Annotated in this window: 15 protein-coding genes and 1 pseudogene; 9 read left to right on the forward strand and 7 right to left on the reverse strand. The window is 68.0% G+C overall.

Going from position 1 to position 16,065, the window contains the following annotated elements:
* The first annotated feature begins 35 nt into the window (after positions 1-35).
* Positions 36-1,844, forward strand: coding sequence for an ABC transporter ATP-binding protein (locus NU688_RS22060; protein WP_257862943.1), 1,809 nt, complete (start codon positions 36-38; stop codon positions 1,842-1,844).
* 9 nt (positions 1,845-1,853) lie between these two features.
* On the opposite strand, the gene NU688_RS22065 is transcribed toward NU688_RS22060, so the two are convergent.
* The gene (locus NU688_RS22065; RefSeq protein WP_257862944.1) at positions 1,854-3,197 is read right to left on the reverse strand and encodes a hypothetical protein; all 1,344 of its coding nucleotides are present in this window, start codon (positions 3,195-3,197) and stop codon (positions 1,854-1,856) included.
* A gap of 84 nt (positions 3,198-3,281) precedes the next feature.
* Between NU688_RS22065 and NU688_RS22070 the strand changes: the two genes are divergently transcribed.
* The 5 genes from NU688_RS22070 to minE all read left to right on the forward strand — a co-directional run bounded on the left by NU688_RS22070 (position 3,282) and on the right by minE (position 7,322).
* Positions 3,282-3,704: a hotdog fold thioesterase gene (locus tag NU688_RS22070; RefSeq protein WP_257862945.1), complete on the forward strand. Its 423-nt coding sequence runs from the start codon at positions 3,282-3,284 to the stop codon at positions 3,702-3,704.
* A gap of 259 nt (positions 3,705-3,963) precedes the next feature.
* Positions 3,964-5,247, forward strand: a complete 1,284-nt coding sequence (locus NU688_RS22075) for a solute carrier family 23 protein (protein WP_257862946.1) — start codon at positions 3,964-3,966, stop codon at positions 5,245-5,247.
* A 158-nt stretch (positions 5,248-5,405) separates the two neighbouring features.
* The gene (gene minC / locus NU688_RS22080; RefSeq protein ID WP_257862947.1) at positions 5,406-6,179 is read left to right on the forward strand and encodes a septum site-determining protein MinC; all 774 of its coding nucleotides are present in this window, start codon (positions 5,406-5,408) and stop codon (positions 6,177-6,179) included.
* Positions 6,180-6,231: 52 nt separating this feature from the next.
* The gene (gene minD, locus NU688_RS22085) at positions 6,232-7,047 is read left to right on the forward strand and encodes a septum site-determining protein MinD (RefSeq protein WP_257862948.1); all 816 of its coding nucleotides are present in this window, start codon (positions 6,232-6,234) and stop codon (positions 7,045-7,047) included.
* Positions 7,048-7,049: 2 nt separating this feature from the next.
* A complete protein-coding gene (gene minE, locus NU688_RS22090) occupies positions 7,050-7,322 on the forward strand; it encodes a cell division topological specificity factor MinE (protein WP_013538543.1) in 273 nt (90 codons plus the stop codon).
* Here the strand turns inward: minE and NU688_RS22095 are convergent.
* Positions 7,285-8,934, reverse strand: a complete 1,650-nt coding sequence (locus NU688_RS22095) for a rhodanese-like domain-containing protein (protein ID WP_257862949.1) — start codon at positions 8,932-8,934, stop codon at positions 7,285-7,287. The genes minE and NU688_RS22095 overlap by 38 nt on opposite strands.
* Positions 8,935-8,941: 7 nt before the next feature.
* Positions 8,942-9,934, reverse strand: a complete 993-nt coding sequence (locus tag NU688_RS22100) for a tripartite tricarboxylate transporter substrate binding protein (protein WP_257862950.1) — start codon at positions 9,932-9,934, stop codon at positions 8,942-8,944.
* A 156-nt stretch (positions 9,935-10,090) separates the two neighbouring features.
* Here NU688_RS22100 and NU688_RS22105 point away from each other — a divergent pair, with 156 nt between their 5' ends.
* Positions 10,091-11,041 carry a fatty acid desaturase gene (locus NU688_RS22105; protein WP_257862951.1) on the forward strand — a complete coding sequence of 317 codons (951 nt, stop codon included), beginning with the start codon at positions 10,091-10,093 and terminating at the stop codon, positions 11,039-11,041.
* Between the two features lie 22 nt (positions 11,042-11,063).
* On the opposite strand, the gene NU688_RS22110 is transcribed toward NU688_RS22105, so the two are convergent.
* The gene (locus NU688_RS22110; protein WP_257862952.1) at positions 11,064-11,960 is read right to left on the reverse strand and encodes an alpha/beta hydrolase; all 897 of its coding nucleotides are present in this window, start codon (positions 11,958-11,960) and stop codon (positions 11,064-11,066) included.
* A gap of 368 nt (positions 11,961-12,328) precedes the next feature.
* Positions 12,329-12,931 carry a TetR/AcrR family transcriptional regulator gene (locus NU688_RS22115; RefSeq protein ID WP_257862953.1) on the reverse strand — a complete coding sequence of 201 codons (603 nt, stop codon included), beginning with the start codon at positions 12,929-12,931 and terminating at the stop codon, positions 12,329-12,331.
* A 172-nt stretch (positions 12,932-13,103) separates the two neighbouring features.
* On the opposite strand from NU688_RS22115, the gene NU688_RS22120 reads away from it, so the two are divergent.
* Both NU688_RS22120 and NU688_RS22125 read left to right on the forward strand, forming a co-directional pair.
* Positions 13,104-14,048 carry a CysB family HTH-type transcriptional regulator gene (locus NU688_RS22120; RefSeq protein ID WP_257862954.1) on the forward strand — a complete coding sequence of 315 codons (945 nt, stop codon included), beginning with the start codon at positions 13,104-13,106 and terminating at the stop codon, positions 14,046-14,048.
* Positions 14,049-14,184: 136 nt separating this feature from the next.
* Positions 14,185-14,448 (forward strand): hypothetical protein, encoded by a 264-nt coding sequence (locus NU688_RS22125; RefSeq protein ID WP_206176473.1) that lies wholly within the window; start codon positions 14,185-14,187, stop codon positions 14,446-14,448.
* Between the two features lie 71 nt (positions 14,449-14,519).
* Here the strand turns inward: NU688_RS22125 and NU688_RS22130 are convergent, their stop codons facing one another.
* Together NU688_RS22130 and NU688_RS22135 are read right to left on the reverse strand one after the other, a co-directional pair.
* Positions 14,520-14,963, reverse strand: a complete 444-nt coding sequence (locus tag NU688_RS22130; protein ID WP_257862955.1) for an RcnB family protein — start codon at positions 14,961-14,963, stop codon at positions 14,520-14,522.
* Positions 14,964-15,164: 201 nt separating this feature from the next.
* Positions 15,165-16,032: pseudogene (locus NU688_RS22135) on the reverse strand (VOC family protein).
* Positions 16,033-16,065: the final 33 nt, after the last annotated feature.

Consider the following 16,065-nt stretch of genomic DNA (forward strand, 5'->3'; position numbering starts at 1 on the left):
TCGCAAGTGCGGGGCGTGCGTCGCATACTGGCGCGATGCACATCCTCTGGACCTACTTGAGGCCGCATGCGCGCCTCGCACTGCTCGCCCTCTTGCTGGCAGGCATCAGCCAGGTGCTGGCGCTGGTCGACCCGATCATCTTCGGCAAGATCATCGACCGGTACGCCATCCACCGCGACGGCAAGACCGAGGAAGAACTGGTCTCCGGCGTGCTGCGCCTGCTGGCGCTCGCGGTGGGCGTGGCCATCGCCTCGCGGCTTGCGAAGGCGCTGCAGGAATACATCACCCGGCTGGTGGTGCAGAAGTTCGGCACGCAGATCTTCAACGATGGCTTGCGGCAGGTGCTGCGCCTGAAGTTCCCCGAGTTCGAGGACCTGCGCAGCGGCGAGACGCTATCGATGCTGCAGAAGGTGCGCGCGGACAGCGAGCGCTTCATCAATGCCTTCATCAACACCGCGTTCGCGGCCATCGTGGGCATCGGGTTCCTGGTCTGGTATGCGGTGACCAAGCACTGGCTGCTGGTGCCGGTGTTCCTGATCGGCGTGCTGGTGCTGGGCGGTCTCACGGGCCTCCTGAGCCGCGAGATCAAGACCCAGCAGCGCTCGATCACGCGCGAGACGAATCGCAACTCGGGCTTCATCACCGAGTCGCTGCGCAACATCGAACTCATCAAGAGCCTGGGGCTGACCTTTCCCGAGATCCGCCGGCTGCAGGCGCAGACCACGCGCATCTTTGCGCTCGAGATGCAGAAGGTGAAGCGCATCCGGCTCCTGTCGTTCTTGCAGGGCACGACGCTGAGCCTCTTGAAGCTGGCGGTGCTGTTCGCGTTGCTGTGGCTGATCTTTCGCGACGTGCTGAGCACGGGCGAGCTGATCGCGATGCAGTTCATCTCGGTCGCGATCTTCGCGCCGCTGCAGGAGCTGGGCAACATCATCCTGGCGTGGCGCGAAGCCGAGGCGTCGCTGTTGAACTTCGAAGCGCTGATGCAGAAGCCGATCGAGCGGCGGCCCGAGTCGCCGATCAGCATCGGGCCGGTCACCCACCTGCGCTTTGCGGACGTGAGCTTTCGCCACAAGGGCGCCACGGACAACGCGCTCGACGATGTGTCGTTCGAGGCGGGCCTGGGCGACACCATCGCCTTCGTCGGACCTTCGGGCTCGGGCAAGTCGACGCTGGTGAAGCTGCTGGTGGGCCTGTACACGCCCGCGAGCGGCGAGGTGTTCTACAACGACATTTCGACGCGCGACCTGCGCTACAACCAGGCGCGCCGGCAGATCGGCTTCGTGACGCAGGAGACGCATCTCTTCGCGGGCACGATCCGCGAGAACCTGCAGCTCGTGAAGCCCGATGCCACCGACGAAGAGATCCTCGAAGCCATGCGGCAGGCCTCGTGCGCGTACCTCGCCGAGAAGTCGCCCGAGGGGCTGGACACGCCCATCGGCGAGCGCGGCATGAAGCTCTCGGGCGGCGAGAAGCAGCGGCTGTCGATCGCGCGGGCGCTGGTGCGGGAGCCGCGCCTTCTGATCTTCGACGAGGCCACCTCGGCGCTCGACTCGCTGACGGAAGAGCAGATCACCGCCACGGTGCGCGAGATTTCGGCGCGCAGCACGCAGATCACCATCCTGATCGCGCACCGGCTCTCGACGATCATGCATGCGGGCACGATCCACGTGCTGGAGAAGGGGCGCATCGTCGAGAGCGGCACGCATGCGGCGCTGCTCGAAGGCAAGGGGCTGTACTACGCGATGTGGCGCCAGCAGATCGGCGAGCGGCCGGTGCCGCGCGTACAGGACATCGAGCCCGTTGCCATTGCCGAACCGCCCGGCGAGCCGGAGCCGGCCTGACGCACGGCGTCAGCGCTGCGAGGCCGGCGGCTTGCGCGGCTTCGGCGCCGGCTTCTTCTCGGGCTCGCCGCCGCCGAACAGCTTCTCGACCTGCTGCCCCACGCGCGCGCCGATGGCCGTGCCCACGCCCGGCAGCACCGCGCTGCCGACCGCAGCGCCCGCGAGCGCGCCGCCGGTCAACGACACCTCGGGGTCGCTCACGCTGCCGCCGATCTTCAGCGGCACGCCGACCACGCCATCGACCAGGTCCACCGCGATATCGCCCTCCATCTTGCGATTGAAGAGCCGCAGGTTGCCGCTCGCGGTGAGCACGCCCGAGCGTGCCTTGAGGTTGGTGTAGCGCATCACGATGCCGTCCTCGGTGCCCTGGGTGTCGAGCGTGCCGGTGAGCTCGTCCAGCGGCGTGGTGCCGCCGCGGCTGATGCCGACGGTGCTCACGGCCTTGGCGATGTCCAGCCTGGTGAGCGTGGCGGGCTGCACCGAGAAGGTGGTGCGGGTGTGCATGCTGCGCATCAGTGCGCCCAACTCGTTGGCCTCGTCGGCCTCGGCCACGAGCGTGGAATGGCCGTTGACCTTGCCCGCCACCGAGGTGCGCCGCCCGAAGGCCTGCACCAGCCCTTCGATGTCGACCTGGCGCGGATCGAGTTCGGCCGACAGGCGCAGCTTGCCGCCGGCGGCGGTCTCGAACAGCGTGACGCCGTTCCACGTGCCGCCGCCCACGTCGATGCGGGTGCGCCAGCGGTCCTGCCCGGCTTCGCGGTCCAGGCGCAGGCGCGCGAGCGGCGTCGCTCCGGCGCGCTCGACGCGGGCCTGGCGCGGACGCCACTGGGGGTCGAAGGCGATCTCGCCGTCGTAGGCGAGTGCGATGTCGCGCCGGTCGATCCAGACCACGTCGCGCCAGCGCACCAGTTCCAGCGGAATGGGCGCGAGCGTCCAGGGCGCGGGCAGTGCGATGACGTTGCCACCCTCTTGAGGCTTGGGGCCCTTGCCGCGGAAGGCGCGTATCGACTCGCGCGGCAGCACGAGGCTTTCGATCTCCAGTTCGTCGACGGCGATGACGCGGTGCAGCAACTCGGTGAGCTTGAGCTGCGCCGTCACGCGTCGCAGGGTGACCGGGCGCGGCTGGTCGGTGGCGATGTCGGAGAGCACGAGCACCGGCGTCGGCAAGAGAGCCCAGTGGGCGCCGCCGACCTTCAAGCCGACGCCGAAGCGTTTCTCGAAGCCCTCGGAAATGCGCGCGGCCACCTCCTCGTCGCTGGGCAGCCGCGCGCTCACGAACCACACCAGCGCACCGATGCCGAGCAACAGGACGGCGGCAATGCCGATGAGCCAGCGTCGGAGGGGGTGCTTCATCGGTCCAACTTAGCACGCAAAGGCGACTGCCGTTGTCAGCCGCCGTCGCTATAGTTTCTGAAACCCTGTCCTCGAAAGAAGCGAATGCGTATCTGGAAAAAAGAGATCTCCGTCGAAGCACTGACCCGCAACCACGTCGGCACCGCCGTGTCCACGCTGGGCATCGAGTTCCTGGAGGTGGGCGACGACTTCATCCGCGCCCGCGCGCCGGTCGACGAACGCACCCGCCAGCCCTACGGCATCCTGCACGGCGGCGTGTCGGTGGTGCTGGCCGAGACGCTGGGCTCCTGCGGCGCGCACTACTCGGCCCCCGAGGGCGACCGCGCCGTGGGCCTGGACATCAACGCGAACCACATCCGCTCGGTCACCAGCGGCTGGGTCATCGGCACCGCGCGACCGGTGCACCGGGGGCGCAGCACGCAGGTCTGGCAGATCGACCTGACGAACGAGGCGGGCGAGCTCACCTGCGTCTCGCGCATCACCATGGCAGTGCTGCAGCCGCGCTGAGAAGGTGTGAATAAACCTACTGCGCGGTCCGATCTCGCACCTGCGATCCTCACCGTACAGAGTACGGCTCCGGTCCTCGGCGCAAGCTCGAACCGCTCGCTACGGTTTCTTCACACCTTCTGAGCCGGGCACGGCGGGCCCGTCCGCATGGTTCCTTCTTCTCTTCTCTTGCGGGTGTGTTCAGCGCGGGATTCATCGACCACAATCACGCCCCGGAGCGCGCGGGGCGCCCGCCACAACCAACAAGAGGAGACAAGCAATGTTCAACTGGACTGAAAAGCCGGTGTCCACACTGGCCGACGGCGCGGTCATCGCGCCCGACGAGCGGCTGCCCTGGCTGCAGACCGGCGCGATGGGCATCCAGCACGTGATCGCGATGTTCGGCGCCACCGTGCTGGCGCCGATCCTCATGGGCTTCAGCCCCAACATCGCGATCCTGATGAGCGGCATCGGCACGCTGATCTTCTACTTCGTCACCGGCGGCAAGGTGCCCAGCTACCTGGGCTCGAGCTTCGCGTTCATCGGCGTGGTGATCGCGGCCAGCGGCTACGCGGGCAAGGGTCCCAACGCCAACATCGCGGTGGCGCTCGGCGGCATCGTGGCCTGCGGGGTGGTCTACATCCTGATCGGGGCGCTGGTGCAGGCCATCGGCACGGGCTGGATCGAGCGCTTCATGCCGCCCGTGGTCACCGGCGCGGTGGTGGCGGTGATCGGGCTGAACCTGGCGGCCGTGCCGATCAAGAACATGGCGGCCAGCAACTTCGATTCGTGGATGCAGGCCGTGACCTTCCTGTGCGTCGGGCTGGTGGCGGTGTTCGCGCGGGGCATGCTGCAGCGCCTCCTGATCCTGGTCGGGCTGATCCTGGCCACGGTGGTCTATGCGGTGCTGACAAACCTGCTGGGCATGGGCAAGCCGGTGGACCTGAGCGGCATCGCCAACGCGGCCTGGTTCGGCCTGCCGACCTTCACCACGCCGGTGTTCACGGCCAACGCGATGCTGCTCATCGCGCCCGTGGCGATCATCCTCGTGGCGGAAAACCTCGGCCACCTGAAGGCGGTGACCGCCATGACCGGCCGCAACCTGGACCCCTACATGGGCCGCGCCTTCATCGGCGACGGCATCGCCACCGTGGTGAGCGGCGCCGCGGGCGGCACGGGCGTGACCACCTATGCCGAGAACATCGGCGTGATGGCGGCCACGCGCATCTACTCGACGGCGGTGTTCGTGGTGGCGGCGGTCATCGCGCTCATCCTGGGTTTCAGCCCCAAGTTCGGCGCGCTGATCCAGGCGATTCCGCTGCCGGTGATGGGCGGCGTGAGCATCGTGGTGTTCGGCCTGATCGCCATTGCGGGCGCGAAGATCTGGGTCGACAACAAGGTCGACTTCTCGCAGAACAAGAACCTGATCGTGGCGGCGATCACGCTGATCATCGGCACCGGCGACTTCACGCTGAAGTTCGGCGACTTCGCGCTCGGCGGCATCGGGACCGCGACTTTCGGCGCGATCATCCTCTACGCACTGCTGGGCAAGACAAAGAACTGAGGGGTCGGCAGCGCGGCGCGAAGTGCGCGCAATCTCGGGCGTTTGCCTCGTAACGTCATGCAAGAAGTGTTGTCTGGAGCGGATCGGGCCGGGCCCGGTCACCGCCCGGAAGCCCGCGCCCGTTAGACTCCAACGCTTTTCGCACCGACGTTTTCCCAATGGCCGATGTCTCCGCCGCGCGCACCAAGGCGGTTTTCGAATTCAAGAGCGCCACGCTGCCGCTGATTGCAGTGATCCTCAAGACGTCCGACCTGGACGTGCTGGCCGAGGCGCTCGACGCCCAGCTGGCCGACTCGCCCGATTTCTTCGAGCAGGAGCCGGTGGTGATCGACCTCTCGCAGCTGCCCGAGCAGGACGAGGATGGCGAAGCCACCGCCCAGCTCGACTTCGCGGCCCTGCGCAGCCTGCTGGCGCGCCACCAGACCCAGCCGATCGCGGTGCGTGGCGGCAATGCCGCCCAGAATGCCGCGGCGCGCGAAGCCGGCCTTTCGCTGGCCGCCATGCCCGCCGCGCCCGCGCCCCGGGCCCCCGCCCCGCCGGCCGAGGCCCCGGCCGCGACGCAAGCCCCCCAGATCATTCGCGAAGTGCCGGTGCCGGCCAACGGCACGCTCCTGATCGACAAGCCGCTGCGCTCGGGCCAGCAGGTCTACGCCCGCGGCGGCGACGTGGTGGTGACGGCGGTGGTGAGCTTCGGCGCCGAAGTCATTGCCGACGGCAACGTGCATGTGTATGCGCCATTGCGCGGCAAGGCGATTGCGGGCGCGCGCGGCAACACCGAGGCGCGCATCTTCTCCACCTGCATGGAAGCGCAGCTGGTGGCCATCGCCGGCATCTACCGCACCAACGAAGTGCCGCTGCCGGACCCGGTGCTCGGCAAGTCGGCGCAGGTGCGCCTGGACGGCAAAAAGCTAGTGATCGACGCGATTCCCTGACGGACGCGGCGCTCTGAAACCAACAACAGAATCGAAACAAGAAGGAATGGCCATGGCCAAAATTGTGGTGGTGACCTCGGGCAAGGGCGGCGTCGGCAAGACGACCACCAGCGCCAGCTTCGCATCCGGCCTCGCGCTGGCGGGCAAGAAGACGGCCGTGATCGACTTCGACGTGGGCCTGCGCAACCTCGACCTGATCATGGGCTGCGAACGCCGCGTGGTGTACGACCTCATCAACGTGATCCAGGGCGAGGCCAACCTGAGCCAGGCGCTCATCAAGGACAAGCAGTGCGACAACCTGTTCGTGCTGGCCGCCTCGCAGACGCGCGACAAGGAAGCGCTCACGCAAGAGGGCGTCGAGAAGATCCTGAACGACCTGGCCGCAATGGACTTCGAATACATCATCTGCGACTCGCCCGCGGGCATCGAGACCGGCGCGATGATGGCGATGCACTTCGCCGACGAGGCGCTGGTGGTGACCAACCCCGAGGTCTCCTCGGTGCGCGACTCGGACCGCATCCTGGGCATGCTCAGCAGCAAGACCAAGCGCGCCAAGGACGGCAGCGAGCCGATCAAGGAGCACCTGCTGATCACCCGCTACAACCCGAACCGGGTGGCGGGCGGCCAGATGCTCTCGCTGGAAGACATCCAGGACATCCTGCGCATCAAGCTGATCGGTGTGATCCCCGAGTCGGAAAGCGTGCTGCATGCCTCCAACCAGGGCGTGCCCGCGATCCACGACAAGGACACCGACGTGGCGCAGGCCTACAGCGACGTGGTGGCGCGCTTTCTCGGTGAGGAGAAGCCCATGCGCTTCGTCGACGCCGAGAAGCCGGGCTTCTTCAAGCGGATCTTCGGAGGCAAGTAGGCATGTCGTTTCTCTCGTTCCTGCTTGGCGAGAAGAAGAAGACTGCAAGCGTCGCCAAAGAGCGCCTGCAGATCATCCTCGCGCACGAGCGCTCCAGCCTCAGCGGCAAGAAGCGCCCCGACTACCTGCCCGAACTCCAGCGCGAGCTGGTGGCGGTGATTTCCAAGTACGTGTCGATCAATCCCGACGACATCAAGGTGCACCTGGAAACCCAGGACAACCTCGAAGTGCTCGACATCAAGATCGAGCTGCCTGACCCGGCACCTGCCCGGTAGGGAAGAAGCGAAAGCGCACCGACGGGTCCTGCAGGACCCGCTCGGCCAGCGCCCGCTCCCAGGCGAGGTAATCGGCCCAGGCCGCATCGCGGCGCGGGCCGAACACGCGCATGACCGAGCCCCAGTCGTCGTCGAAGGGGGTGAGGAGCTGGGCTGGCACGAACGCGGTCGACAACGGCCGTCCTGACGCCTTCCAGGCCCCTGTTCCGCCCTGGAGCCAGGTGAACACCGCCCCCGATCCCGGCCAGCGCTGTTGCGCATCGCGCGCGACACGGCGTGCAGCCGCGCCGTCGGGCGAGGTGAAGACCAGCGTGCGGCCGGCCACGGCGTGCGAGGCGAGCGGGCCCAGCGAGGCCGGCAGCATGTAGAGCGCGCCGGGCAGGTGGCCGCGTTCGTAGTCGAGGCTGGCGCCCACGTCGATCACCGTCACCGCGCCGTTCCTGCGCAGCTGCGCGAGTGCTTCGGGGTTCAGCGGTGGGGGTGCGTCCGTCACCGTGGCCGCCTGCGCGGGAGGTGCCTGTTCGGGCAACAGCGCGCCGTCGTAGACGTACACCTCGGCCTGGTTGAGTTGCGTGAGCCAGAAGCTCGTGACCGCGGCGCGCAGGCGGTGCGCGGGATCGTCGATCAGCACGATGCGGGCGCCGCGCGTGCCGATGAGGTTCTCGAAGTGCATGAACAACTGGCCGCCGGGGACTTGCTGCACCGCCGTGTCTGCGAAGGCCGGGTCGACGGTGGGTCGCACATCGAAGATGTAGAGGCTGCGCGTGTCGTCGGCGCGCCAGCTCGCGAGCTGCGCGGCGTCGGCCACGGGAAGGGCGAAGCGCTTGAGCAACTCGTCGGCAATGCGGCGCAGGACCTCGGGCGATTCGGGCGGCAGCTCGTCGTCGGGCGTGGCGTTCTGCACGGTCGGCGCACCTTGCAGGCCCCAGGCCATCACGCCGTCCTCCACGAACACCGCATCGGGCGCGCGGCCCAGCAGCCGCAGCGTGGTGGCGCCGACGATGCCGCGCGTGCGGCTGAAGCAGTTGATCGCCCAGACATGCGCCGCATCGCCCGCCTCGAAGCGGCGCAGCGCGAGCTCGGTGCCGGCGTGGTTGCGCGCGCCGGGCAGCGAGAGGAATTCGAATTCCGCGCGCGGCCGGGCGTCGACCAGCGTGGTCGGCAGGCCTTCGCGCTGGCGTGCGCGCAGGGCGTCGATGTGGAGGGCCGGCGTGCCGTAGTGCAGCCGCGCGCGGTCGCCGAAGGCCTTGACCAGCGTGCCGTAGCCGTCGATGGCAGGCAGGCCCTCGGTCACCCAGCGCTGCAGGCCGCCGTCGAGCGTGCGCACGTCGGTGTAGCCCAGGCGCGCAAGCAGGGCCGACGCAGCCTGTGCGGCGCCGTCGGGCGCGTTGTAGTCGTCGTAGAGCACCACGGGCGTGGAACGTCGCGGCACGAGCGCGCCGATCTGCAGTTCGAGCCCGCTGAGCGGCGCGTTGCGCGCGAGGTTGGGATGGCGCTGCACGAACCAGCGGGTTTCGCGCACGTCGAGCAGCGCGAGTTCGACGGTGGGCTCGGCCAGCAGCAGGGCTTGCAGCTCCGCGGGAGCGATGGGTTTCTTCGGGGTCCAGCTCATGGCGATGTCAGTCGGGCAGGATGCCGGCCTGTTTCACGACGGCCGTCCACTTGACGGTTTCGCTCTGGATGAAACGGCCGAACTCCTCGGGCGTGTTGCCCACGGTGAAGGCGCCGATGTCGTCGTAGCGCTTCTTGAAGTCAGGCGACTGCACGATGGCGCGCAGTTCGCGCGAGAGCCGCTGCACCAGCGGCGCCGGCGTGCCGCTGCGCACGACCACGCCATACCAGGACGTGACCTCGAAATCGGGCAGGCCGGCCTCGGCGGTTGTGGGCACGTCGGGCAGCCACGGCGCGCGCGTCCGGTAGGCCACGGCCAGCGGCTTCAGCGTGCCGGCCTTGATGAAGGGAATGGCCGTGATCACCTCGTTGAAGATGAACTGCGTCTGCCCCGCGATCAGGTCGTTGAGGGCCGGCGCGCTGCCCTGGTAGGGGATGGCGGTGAAGTCGGCGCCGGTCCGCGCCCTGAGCAACTCGCCCGCGAGGTGCGAGTACGCGCCCAGACTGATGCCGTAGTTGACCTTGCCCGGGTGCTTCTTCGAGTAGTCGACCAGCTCCCGCGGATTGCCGACGGGCAGCCTGGGATTCACCAGCAGCACCTGCGGCGTCTGCACCAGCAGCGAGACCGGCGTGAAGTCGCGCGCGAGGTCGTAGCTCAGCTGCTTGAAGAGCGCGGGCTGCACCGTGAGGTTGGACGCGGGCGCGAGCAGCAGCGTGTAGCCGTCGGCCGGCTGACGCGCCACGAAATCGAAGCCGATGTTGCCCGCCGCACCGCTGCGGTTCTCGACCACCACGGCCTGCCTGAGCCGCTGCTGCAGTTGCTCGGCGACCTCGCGGGCAATCTTGTCGGCGATGCCGCCGGCCGGATAGGGAACCACCACGCGGATCGTCTTGGTCGGGTAGTCGTCGACAGCCGCCGCGTGGACCGGGGAGACACCCACCAACGCAGACGCAGACAGCGCCCACCAGAGCACGGCGAGACGGGAGAAAGGGGCGTTCATGGAGACAGGCGAAGGATGGCAGCGCAGCAAAGCCGCCAAGCGTAGGCCGCGGCAGGCCGGAGCAGGAACGAAATTTCGCGACCTTGCTTATGCGAAAAGCGCGCATGCAGAGGGCTTCTTCATACCTAGGATCGCAGTCCTTTGAGTCGCCCGCCCATGACATCGACTGCCAAACCATCCACCGCACCGACGCGCGCCCCGTCCGGCACGCGCCGGACGCATTGGTGGTGGCACTACGAAGTGCCGACGCTGCTGCTCGCCGGCGCGCTCTATGCCGCGTGGGCCGCGCTGCTGTGGTGGCACGCGGCGTTGCCGGGTTGGGCGCTGTTCGTGCTGGGCGGCTTTCTCGCGCAGCTGCATTTCTCGCTGCAGCACGAGAGCATCCACGCGATGCGTCACCTGCCGACGTGGCTGCGCCATGCGGTGGTGTGGGCGCCGCTCAACCTGTGGCTGCCGTATCCGTTCTACAACCGCGGCCACAGTTCGCACCACGTCAATTTCCACCTCACGCACCCGGAGCGCGACAACGAGAGCGCCTACCACTCGGCGCCCGCATGGGCGGGCTACGGGCCGGTCTGGCGCTGGATCTACATGGCGAACCAGACGATCGCATTCCGCGTCGTGCTCGGGCCGTTCCTCAGGCTGTGGAAGCTGGTGCGCTTCGAATCGCAGCAGGTGCTCGCGGGCAACTTCTCGCGGCTGCCGACCTGGGGCTGGCATGCGCTGAGCGTGGCGCCGGTGCTGTACTTCGTCACCGGGGTCTGCGGCATGGGCCTGGGCGAGTACCTGCTGTACTTCGTCTACCCGGGAATGATGCTGGGGTCGCTGCGCACCTTCACCGAGCACCGCTGGGCCGACACGCCGCACGAGCGCGTGGCCATCGTCGAGTCGAACGTCGTCTTCGGGCTGCTCTACCTGTTCAACAACCTGCACCATGTGCACCACCGCGCGCCGACGATGCCCTGGTACGAGATCCCGGTGTACTTCCGGCGCCACCGCGCAGAGGTGCTGGAGGCAAACGGCAATTTCTATTACCGGGGCTACGGCGAGATCGTGCGGCGGCACCTGTTCAGGCCGGTGTTCACGCCGGTACACCCGACGTGGTGAGCCGACGTGGTGAGGGCAGCGCTCACGCGCCTGCCAGGAAGCGCGTCACCCGGTCCAGCACATCCGCCTCCTTGAGGATGCGGCGATGGCCCCAGCCCTGCGTGGCGACGAGTTGCGCGCGGGCAATTGCATCGCGGTAGGCCTCGCCATCGGCAAAGCGGTTCACGCGGTCGTCGCGGTCGTGAACGATCAACGTCGGTTGCGCGATGCGCGGGCCGGCGAGCGCAGGTTCGAACTGCGGCATCAGCACGCCTTCGCGCGCCTCGAACATCCGCTGCATCGCGGCGCGCGTCTGCTCGCTGAGGCCGAAGGCGTGCGCGAAGTAGCGCGTGTATTCGCGCGGCGACGCGGGCGGTGCAAGCAGCACGATGCGTTCGGCCGGCAGCCCGCGCCCCGCGGCGTAGGCCAGCGCATTGGCGCCCAGCGAATGCGCGACGACAGCGCGCAACGCACGGCCGTCCGCGGCGAGCCGGGCGGTGACGTAGTCGATGGCGCGCGCGAACTGCGCGCCGTTGGTCGCCATGCCTTCGCTGCGGCCGTGCGCGGGCAGTTCGAGCAGCACCGGTCGAAGACCCGCCGCGGCGACTGCCTGCGCGAGCGGCAGCATCTGGCCCGCGTGCCCGCCCCAGCCATGCACCAGCAGCACGACCGGCGCCGATTCCGCGCCCGAATCCTGCGCCGCCAGGTGGTAGATGCCGACGCTCGCATCCTCGAAGGACCAGGCCTCGTGGCGCCAGTCGGCGCCGGGGTGCTGCCCGCGGTACAGCCACTTGGGCGGCAGCGGCGTGCCGAATACCCGGTAGGCCGCGCGCACGCCCAGCGCGGGCCAGAGGCGTTGCGATGCGCCGAGGCCGAAGCGCATCGCGCGCATCAGCCGGCTGGCGCCGTAGTAGGTCGTGGGGGCGGGGGTGCTTGTCATGGGCGGGGGTTCCTTCAGAGGCTGAGAGGCAATTCGGCGTGACCGAGCAGCCCCCGCAAAGGGCCCCAATCAAGGCGCAAAGCGCAGCCATAGCTCGGGCTATGGCGAGCATTTGCAACGCAGAGTGGGGCCCTTTGCGGGGGATGAGCGGTCATGTCGGATTGCCTCTCAGCCTCTTAATACCAGACCCAGTCCTGGTTGCTGCGGGGCAGGCTGCGCAGCGTGTCGCGGGCGGCTTCGACGCCAAGGGCGACGGCGTAGATGGCGAGGCAAAGGGCAATGATCAGCATGGCTGCTTCTCCTATTTATCGCACGACTGTGCGAAATTCTGACAAATAAAGACGAGGGAAATCCGCCTGCTTCACGGCTCAGGCGAGGTAGCTGGAAAGGAGCCGCTGCCAGGTCTGCGCGGCCCGGTCGGCGGTGTGCGGGTCGCGCAGGAAGCGCGCGTCGTGCAGTTGGTTCATCATGATCCCGTTGATCTCGCTGACCAGCTGCGCGGGCTCGGTGTCGGCCTTGAGCTCGCCGGCCTCGATGGCGAGCGTCACGGTGCGGCGGAGAGCCGCGCGCCAGCGCGTGATCTCCTCGAGGAGCACGTCGCGCAACTCGCCTTCGCGGTCGTCGAACTCGAAGGCACCGGCCACGTAGAGGCAGCCGGTCTGAGCCTCGACATCGCGGGTGCGGGCGATCCAGCGGGCCACGATGTCGTTCAGGCGGGCAAGGCCCTTGGGCTTCTGCATGGCGGGCACGAACACATCGGACAGGAAGCCGCGGCCGTACTCCTCGATCACCGCCTTCTGCAGCGCCTCGCGCGAACCCACGCGGGAGAACACCCCGCTCTTGGAGAGGCCCAGGCGGCTCGCGATGACCTGCAGCGAGATCGCTTCCAGGCCCTCGGCCAGGGCGAGGTCCAGCGCGGCGCCGACGATGGCGGCACGGGTGAGTTCGCTTTTCTGGGTCTTGGCGTCCATGCGGCGAACTTTAGCACAGTCGTGCGAAATCACAAGTGCGGCGCAAAAGACAGGCCGTAAAGATGTTTTGCTCATGTAGAACCAACAAACGCATCGTTCCATGCATAAGCGCTTCTGCCGAGAATCGCCGGTCGGTCCCCACCCCGGGGTCCTGATGACACCTCGGCGCCAGATGAACTTTCAACAACTGCGCTCGGTACGCGAGGCCGTTCGTTGCGGCTTCAACCTGACCGAAGTCGCGCACACCCTTCACACCTCGCAGCCCGGCGTGAGCCGGCAGATCCGCGAACTCGAGGAGGAGCTCGGCATCGAGCTCTTCGTGCGCGCCGGCAAGCGGCTCACCGGCCTCACCGAGCCGGGCGGCCATGTGCTGCCGATCATCGAGCGCATGCTGCTGGAGAGCAGCAACCTGCGGCACGCGGGGCAGGAGTTCGTCGCGCAGCAGAGCGGGTTGCTCTCCATCGCGGCCACGCACTCGCAAGCGCGCTATGCGATGCCGGTGGCCGTGCAGGAATTTCGCGCGCAGTTCCCGAACGTGAAACTGCACCTGCACCAGGGCTCGCCCAAGCAGATCGCGCAGATGCTGATCGACGGCGAGGCCGACGTGGGCATCGCCACCGAGGCGCTGGGCGACTACCCGCAACTGGTCGCCCTGCCCTGCTACCGCTGGACGCATTCGGTGATCGTGCCGCCGGGCCATCCGCTGCTCGATGCGCCGCTGTCGCTGGAGGCGCTCACGCGCTATCCGCTCATCACCTACGACACGGGCTTCACCGGCCGCTCGCGCATCGACGAGGCCTTCGAGGCGCGCGGCCTCACGCCCAACATCGTGCTCGCCGCGATGGATGCCGACGTGATCAAGACCTACGTTCATCTGGGCTTGGGCGTGGGCATCGTGGCCGGCGTGGCGTACGAAGCGGAGCGCGACACGCAACTGCGCGCGATCGATGCAGGGCGCCTGTTCGGCATCAACCTCACCAAACTCGCGGTGCGCCGCGGCAACTACCTGCGCAAGTACGTCTATGCCTTCATCGAGTCGTTCGCGCCGACGCTGACGCGTGCCATTGTCGAGAAGGCGTTGGGTGACGAAGCCAAGGCGTCGCACTACGAAATCTAGCCCCGCCGCGAGAGCCGTTCCGGGCGCTGTTGCGTGGCGGGTACTGCGAAAACGGCGGGGTTCAAAAGAAAGCGTGCGGCTTCACACAAGGGGCGTACATTCGGGTTAATTCCTTGGCTTCCGGAACGGATCAGCAATGGCATCGACCCCGCAGCAGCAGCAACAGCAAACCAGGGCCGCCCAAAAGGCGGCCGATGCAGCGGAGCGACGAGAACGGTTGAAACGGGCACTGCCCGCCACGGTGGAGCTCCTGCAGAGCCGCCAGGCCGACCGCATCGACGACAACGACATCGACGCCTATGTGAGCCTCAACTGGCTCGAATGGCACGGTGGGGGCCTGCGCCTCACCATCACCGGGCGCAACGTGTGCGCCCAGTCGGTATCCACCGCGCTGGCCTGACAAGCCTCCCCCCAAAAGAAAAACCGCCACAGTGACCTGTGGCGGTTTTGTATGCGGGCGAGCCGGGCGGGTTACTGGCCCGCGATGATCTGCGCGATCAGGCCGGTGGCAATGGCGGCAAGCACGTAGTCACCGCCGACGCCGACCCACTGGTAACCACGGGGCGGCGGCTGTAGGCGGTACGCACGGTAGTCGTTCACCACGTAGTTGCGGCCACGGTACTCGGCGGGCACACGACCGCCACGGCGCCATTCGGCGTGCGGCTGCGGGAAGCCGCGGCGATCGAACTGGCGGCCATCGCGGAAGTCCTGGTTGCCGCGGTAGTCGCGGTGCGGACCACCGCGATCGAAATTGCGGCCCCGCTGTCCGTTGTCGTGCCGTTGCTCGACACGCCCATCGCGCCCGTCACCGGGCCGCCCGTCGAAGCGGCGGTCCTGCGCGAAGGCGCTTCCCGCTGCCATGCACATCGCGAGCGCCGTAGCGGCAACGGCCATGCGCTTTGAATTGATGATCATCTGGAACTCCTTCATGCGTTGATGACGAGTCCATTGTGGGCCGCCGTTGTGTCTGCCCGGCCCACTTCAGGTCGCCGTCAGGTGAAATCAGGTAAGTGCTGGTATCCGGGCGGCGCGTTGTCCTTCATTCCGGCGCTGCAGAAGAAGATGCAGGCGACGCTAGGCAAGGCGCCCTGGGCCGCGATGAGCGACATGAGCCTCTCAGCCCCCGACCATGCTGTTGACCCGGTGGCTGCGCGCGCCGTGCTTCACGTGGAGGTCCACCGGCGGCAGGTCGAGCTCGATCAGCGCACCATGCGTTCCCGCCAGGTCGAGCACGCCGGTCGACTTCGGCGCTTCGGTGTGCAGCACCACCGCGTACGGCCCTTCGCCGCGCGCCACGAGCCGCTGCGCGAGCGCATCGCCGCCCTCCTTCTCCACGGCCGCGTTCTCGCGCGGCGACGACAGCACCAGCACGCTGCCGCCCAGCGCGATGACCGCCACGCGCACATGGCTGCCAGGCACGGCCACGGGCTCGCCGATGTGCGTGGCTGCGTCGTCGGGCACGGGGCCGAGCAGCGCGCGGTAGCGTGCGAGCGTGGCGTCGAGATCGCGCACCGCGACCGCAAGGCTCGCCACGCCGAGCGTGCCGTTGGCGTGCACCCGCACTTCGCCTTCGGGCACGCGCAGGTTGCGCGGCGTGAGATCGCCGCACAGGAAGGGCAAATCGGCCGAAGGCGCACGCGCCGTCGGGACGCACGCGGCCGCCATCGAGCGGGCCGTCGAGCGAGAGGCCGCGTGCCTTCGCATCGGCCACGGTGACCGCGGTGCTGCGCGGCAACAGCGCGAAGTCGACGATGCCTTCGCCGTGCCGCTGCAACAGCTGCCACCAGCGTTCGGTCGGCGATGGCTCGCGCCATGCGATCAGTTCGAAGTAGCTGCCGTCCTCGAACACCACCAGCGCGTTGTGCGTGGCACGGCCCGGATGGTCACCGCCGCGCAGCACGTGGAAGCCGAGCGCGCCATAGTCGGCGATGGTGCGTTCGAGGTCGTGCACCGCGATCACGATGTGGTCGAGCTTCAATGCCATGGCGTGTGGTCTCCCCTTCTTGCGTTCATGCGT

Source organism: Variovorax sp. ZS18.2.2 (genome assembly GCF_024701975.1).
Classification (GTDB): Bacteria; Pseudomonadota; Gammaproteobacteria; order Burkholderiales; family Burkholderiaceae_C; genus Variovorax.

Coding starts and splice junctions, on each gene's coding strand:
- NU688_RS22100 (WP_257862950.1), bottom strand. CDS start 9,934: ATGAACGCCCCTTTCTCCCGTCTCGCCGTGCTCTGGTGGGCGCTGTCT.
- NU688_RS22065 (WP_257862944.1), bottom strand. CDS start 3,197: ATGAAGCACCCCCTCCGACGCTGGCTCATCGGCATTGCCGCCGTCCTG.
- NU688_RS22075 (WP_257862946.1), top strand. CDS start 3,964: ATGTTCAACTGGACTGAAAAGCCGGTGTCCACACTGGCCGACGGCGCG.
- NU688_RS22120 (WP_257862954.1), top strand. CDS start 13,104: ATGAACTTTCAACAACTGCGCTCGGTACGCGAGGCCGTTCGTTGCGGC.
- NU688_RS22130 (WP_257862955.1), bottom strand. CDS start 14,963: ATGATCATCAATTCAAAGCGCATGGCCGTTGCCGCTACGGCGCTCGCG.
- NU688_RS22105 (WP_257862951.1), top strand. CDS start 10,091: ATGACATCGACTGCCAAACCATCCACCGCACCGACGCGCGCCCCGTCC.
- NU688_RS22070 (WP_257862945.1), top strand. CDS start 3,282: ATGCGTATCTGGAAAAAAGAGATCTCCGTCGAAGCACTGACCCGCAAC.
- NU688_RS22110 (WP_257862952.1), bottom strand. CDS start 11,960: ATGACAAGCACCCCCGCCCCCACGACCTACTACGGCGCCAGCCGGCTG.
- minE (WP_013538543.1), top strand. CDS start 7,050: ATGTCGTTTCTCTCGTTCCTGCTTGGCGAGAAGAAGAAGACTGCAAGC.
- NU688_RS22115 (WP_257862953.1), bottom strand. CDS start 12,931: ATGGACGCCAAGACCCAGAAAAGCGAACTCACCCGTGCCGCCATCGTC.
- NU688_RS22095 (WP_257862949.1), bottom strand. CDS start 8,934: ATGAGCTGGACCCCGAAGAAACCCATCGCTCCCGCGGAGCTGCAAGCC.
- NU688_RS22125 (WP_206176473.1), top strand. CDS start 14,185: ATGGCATCGACCCCGCAGCAGCAGCAACAGCAAACCAGGGCCGCCCAA.
- minC (WP_257862947.1), top strand. CDS start 5,406: ATGGCCGATGTCTCCGCCGCGCGCACCAAGGCGGTTTTCGAATTCAAG.
- NU688_RS22060 (WP_257862943.1), top strand. CDS start 36: ATGCACATCCTCTGGACCTACTTGAGGCCGCATGCGCGCCTCGCACTG.
- minD (WP_257862948.1), top strand. CDS start 6,232: ATGGCCAAAATTGTGGTGGTGACCTCGGGCAAGGGCGGCGTCGGCAAG.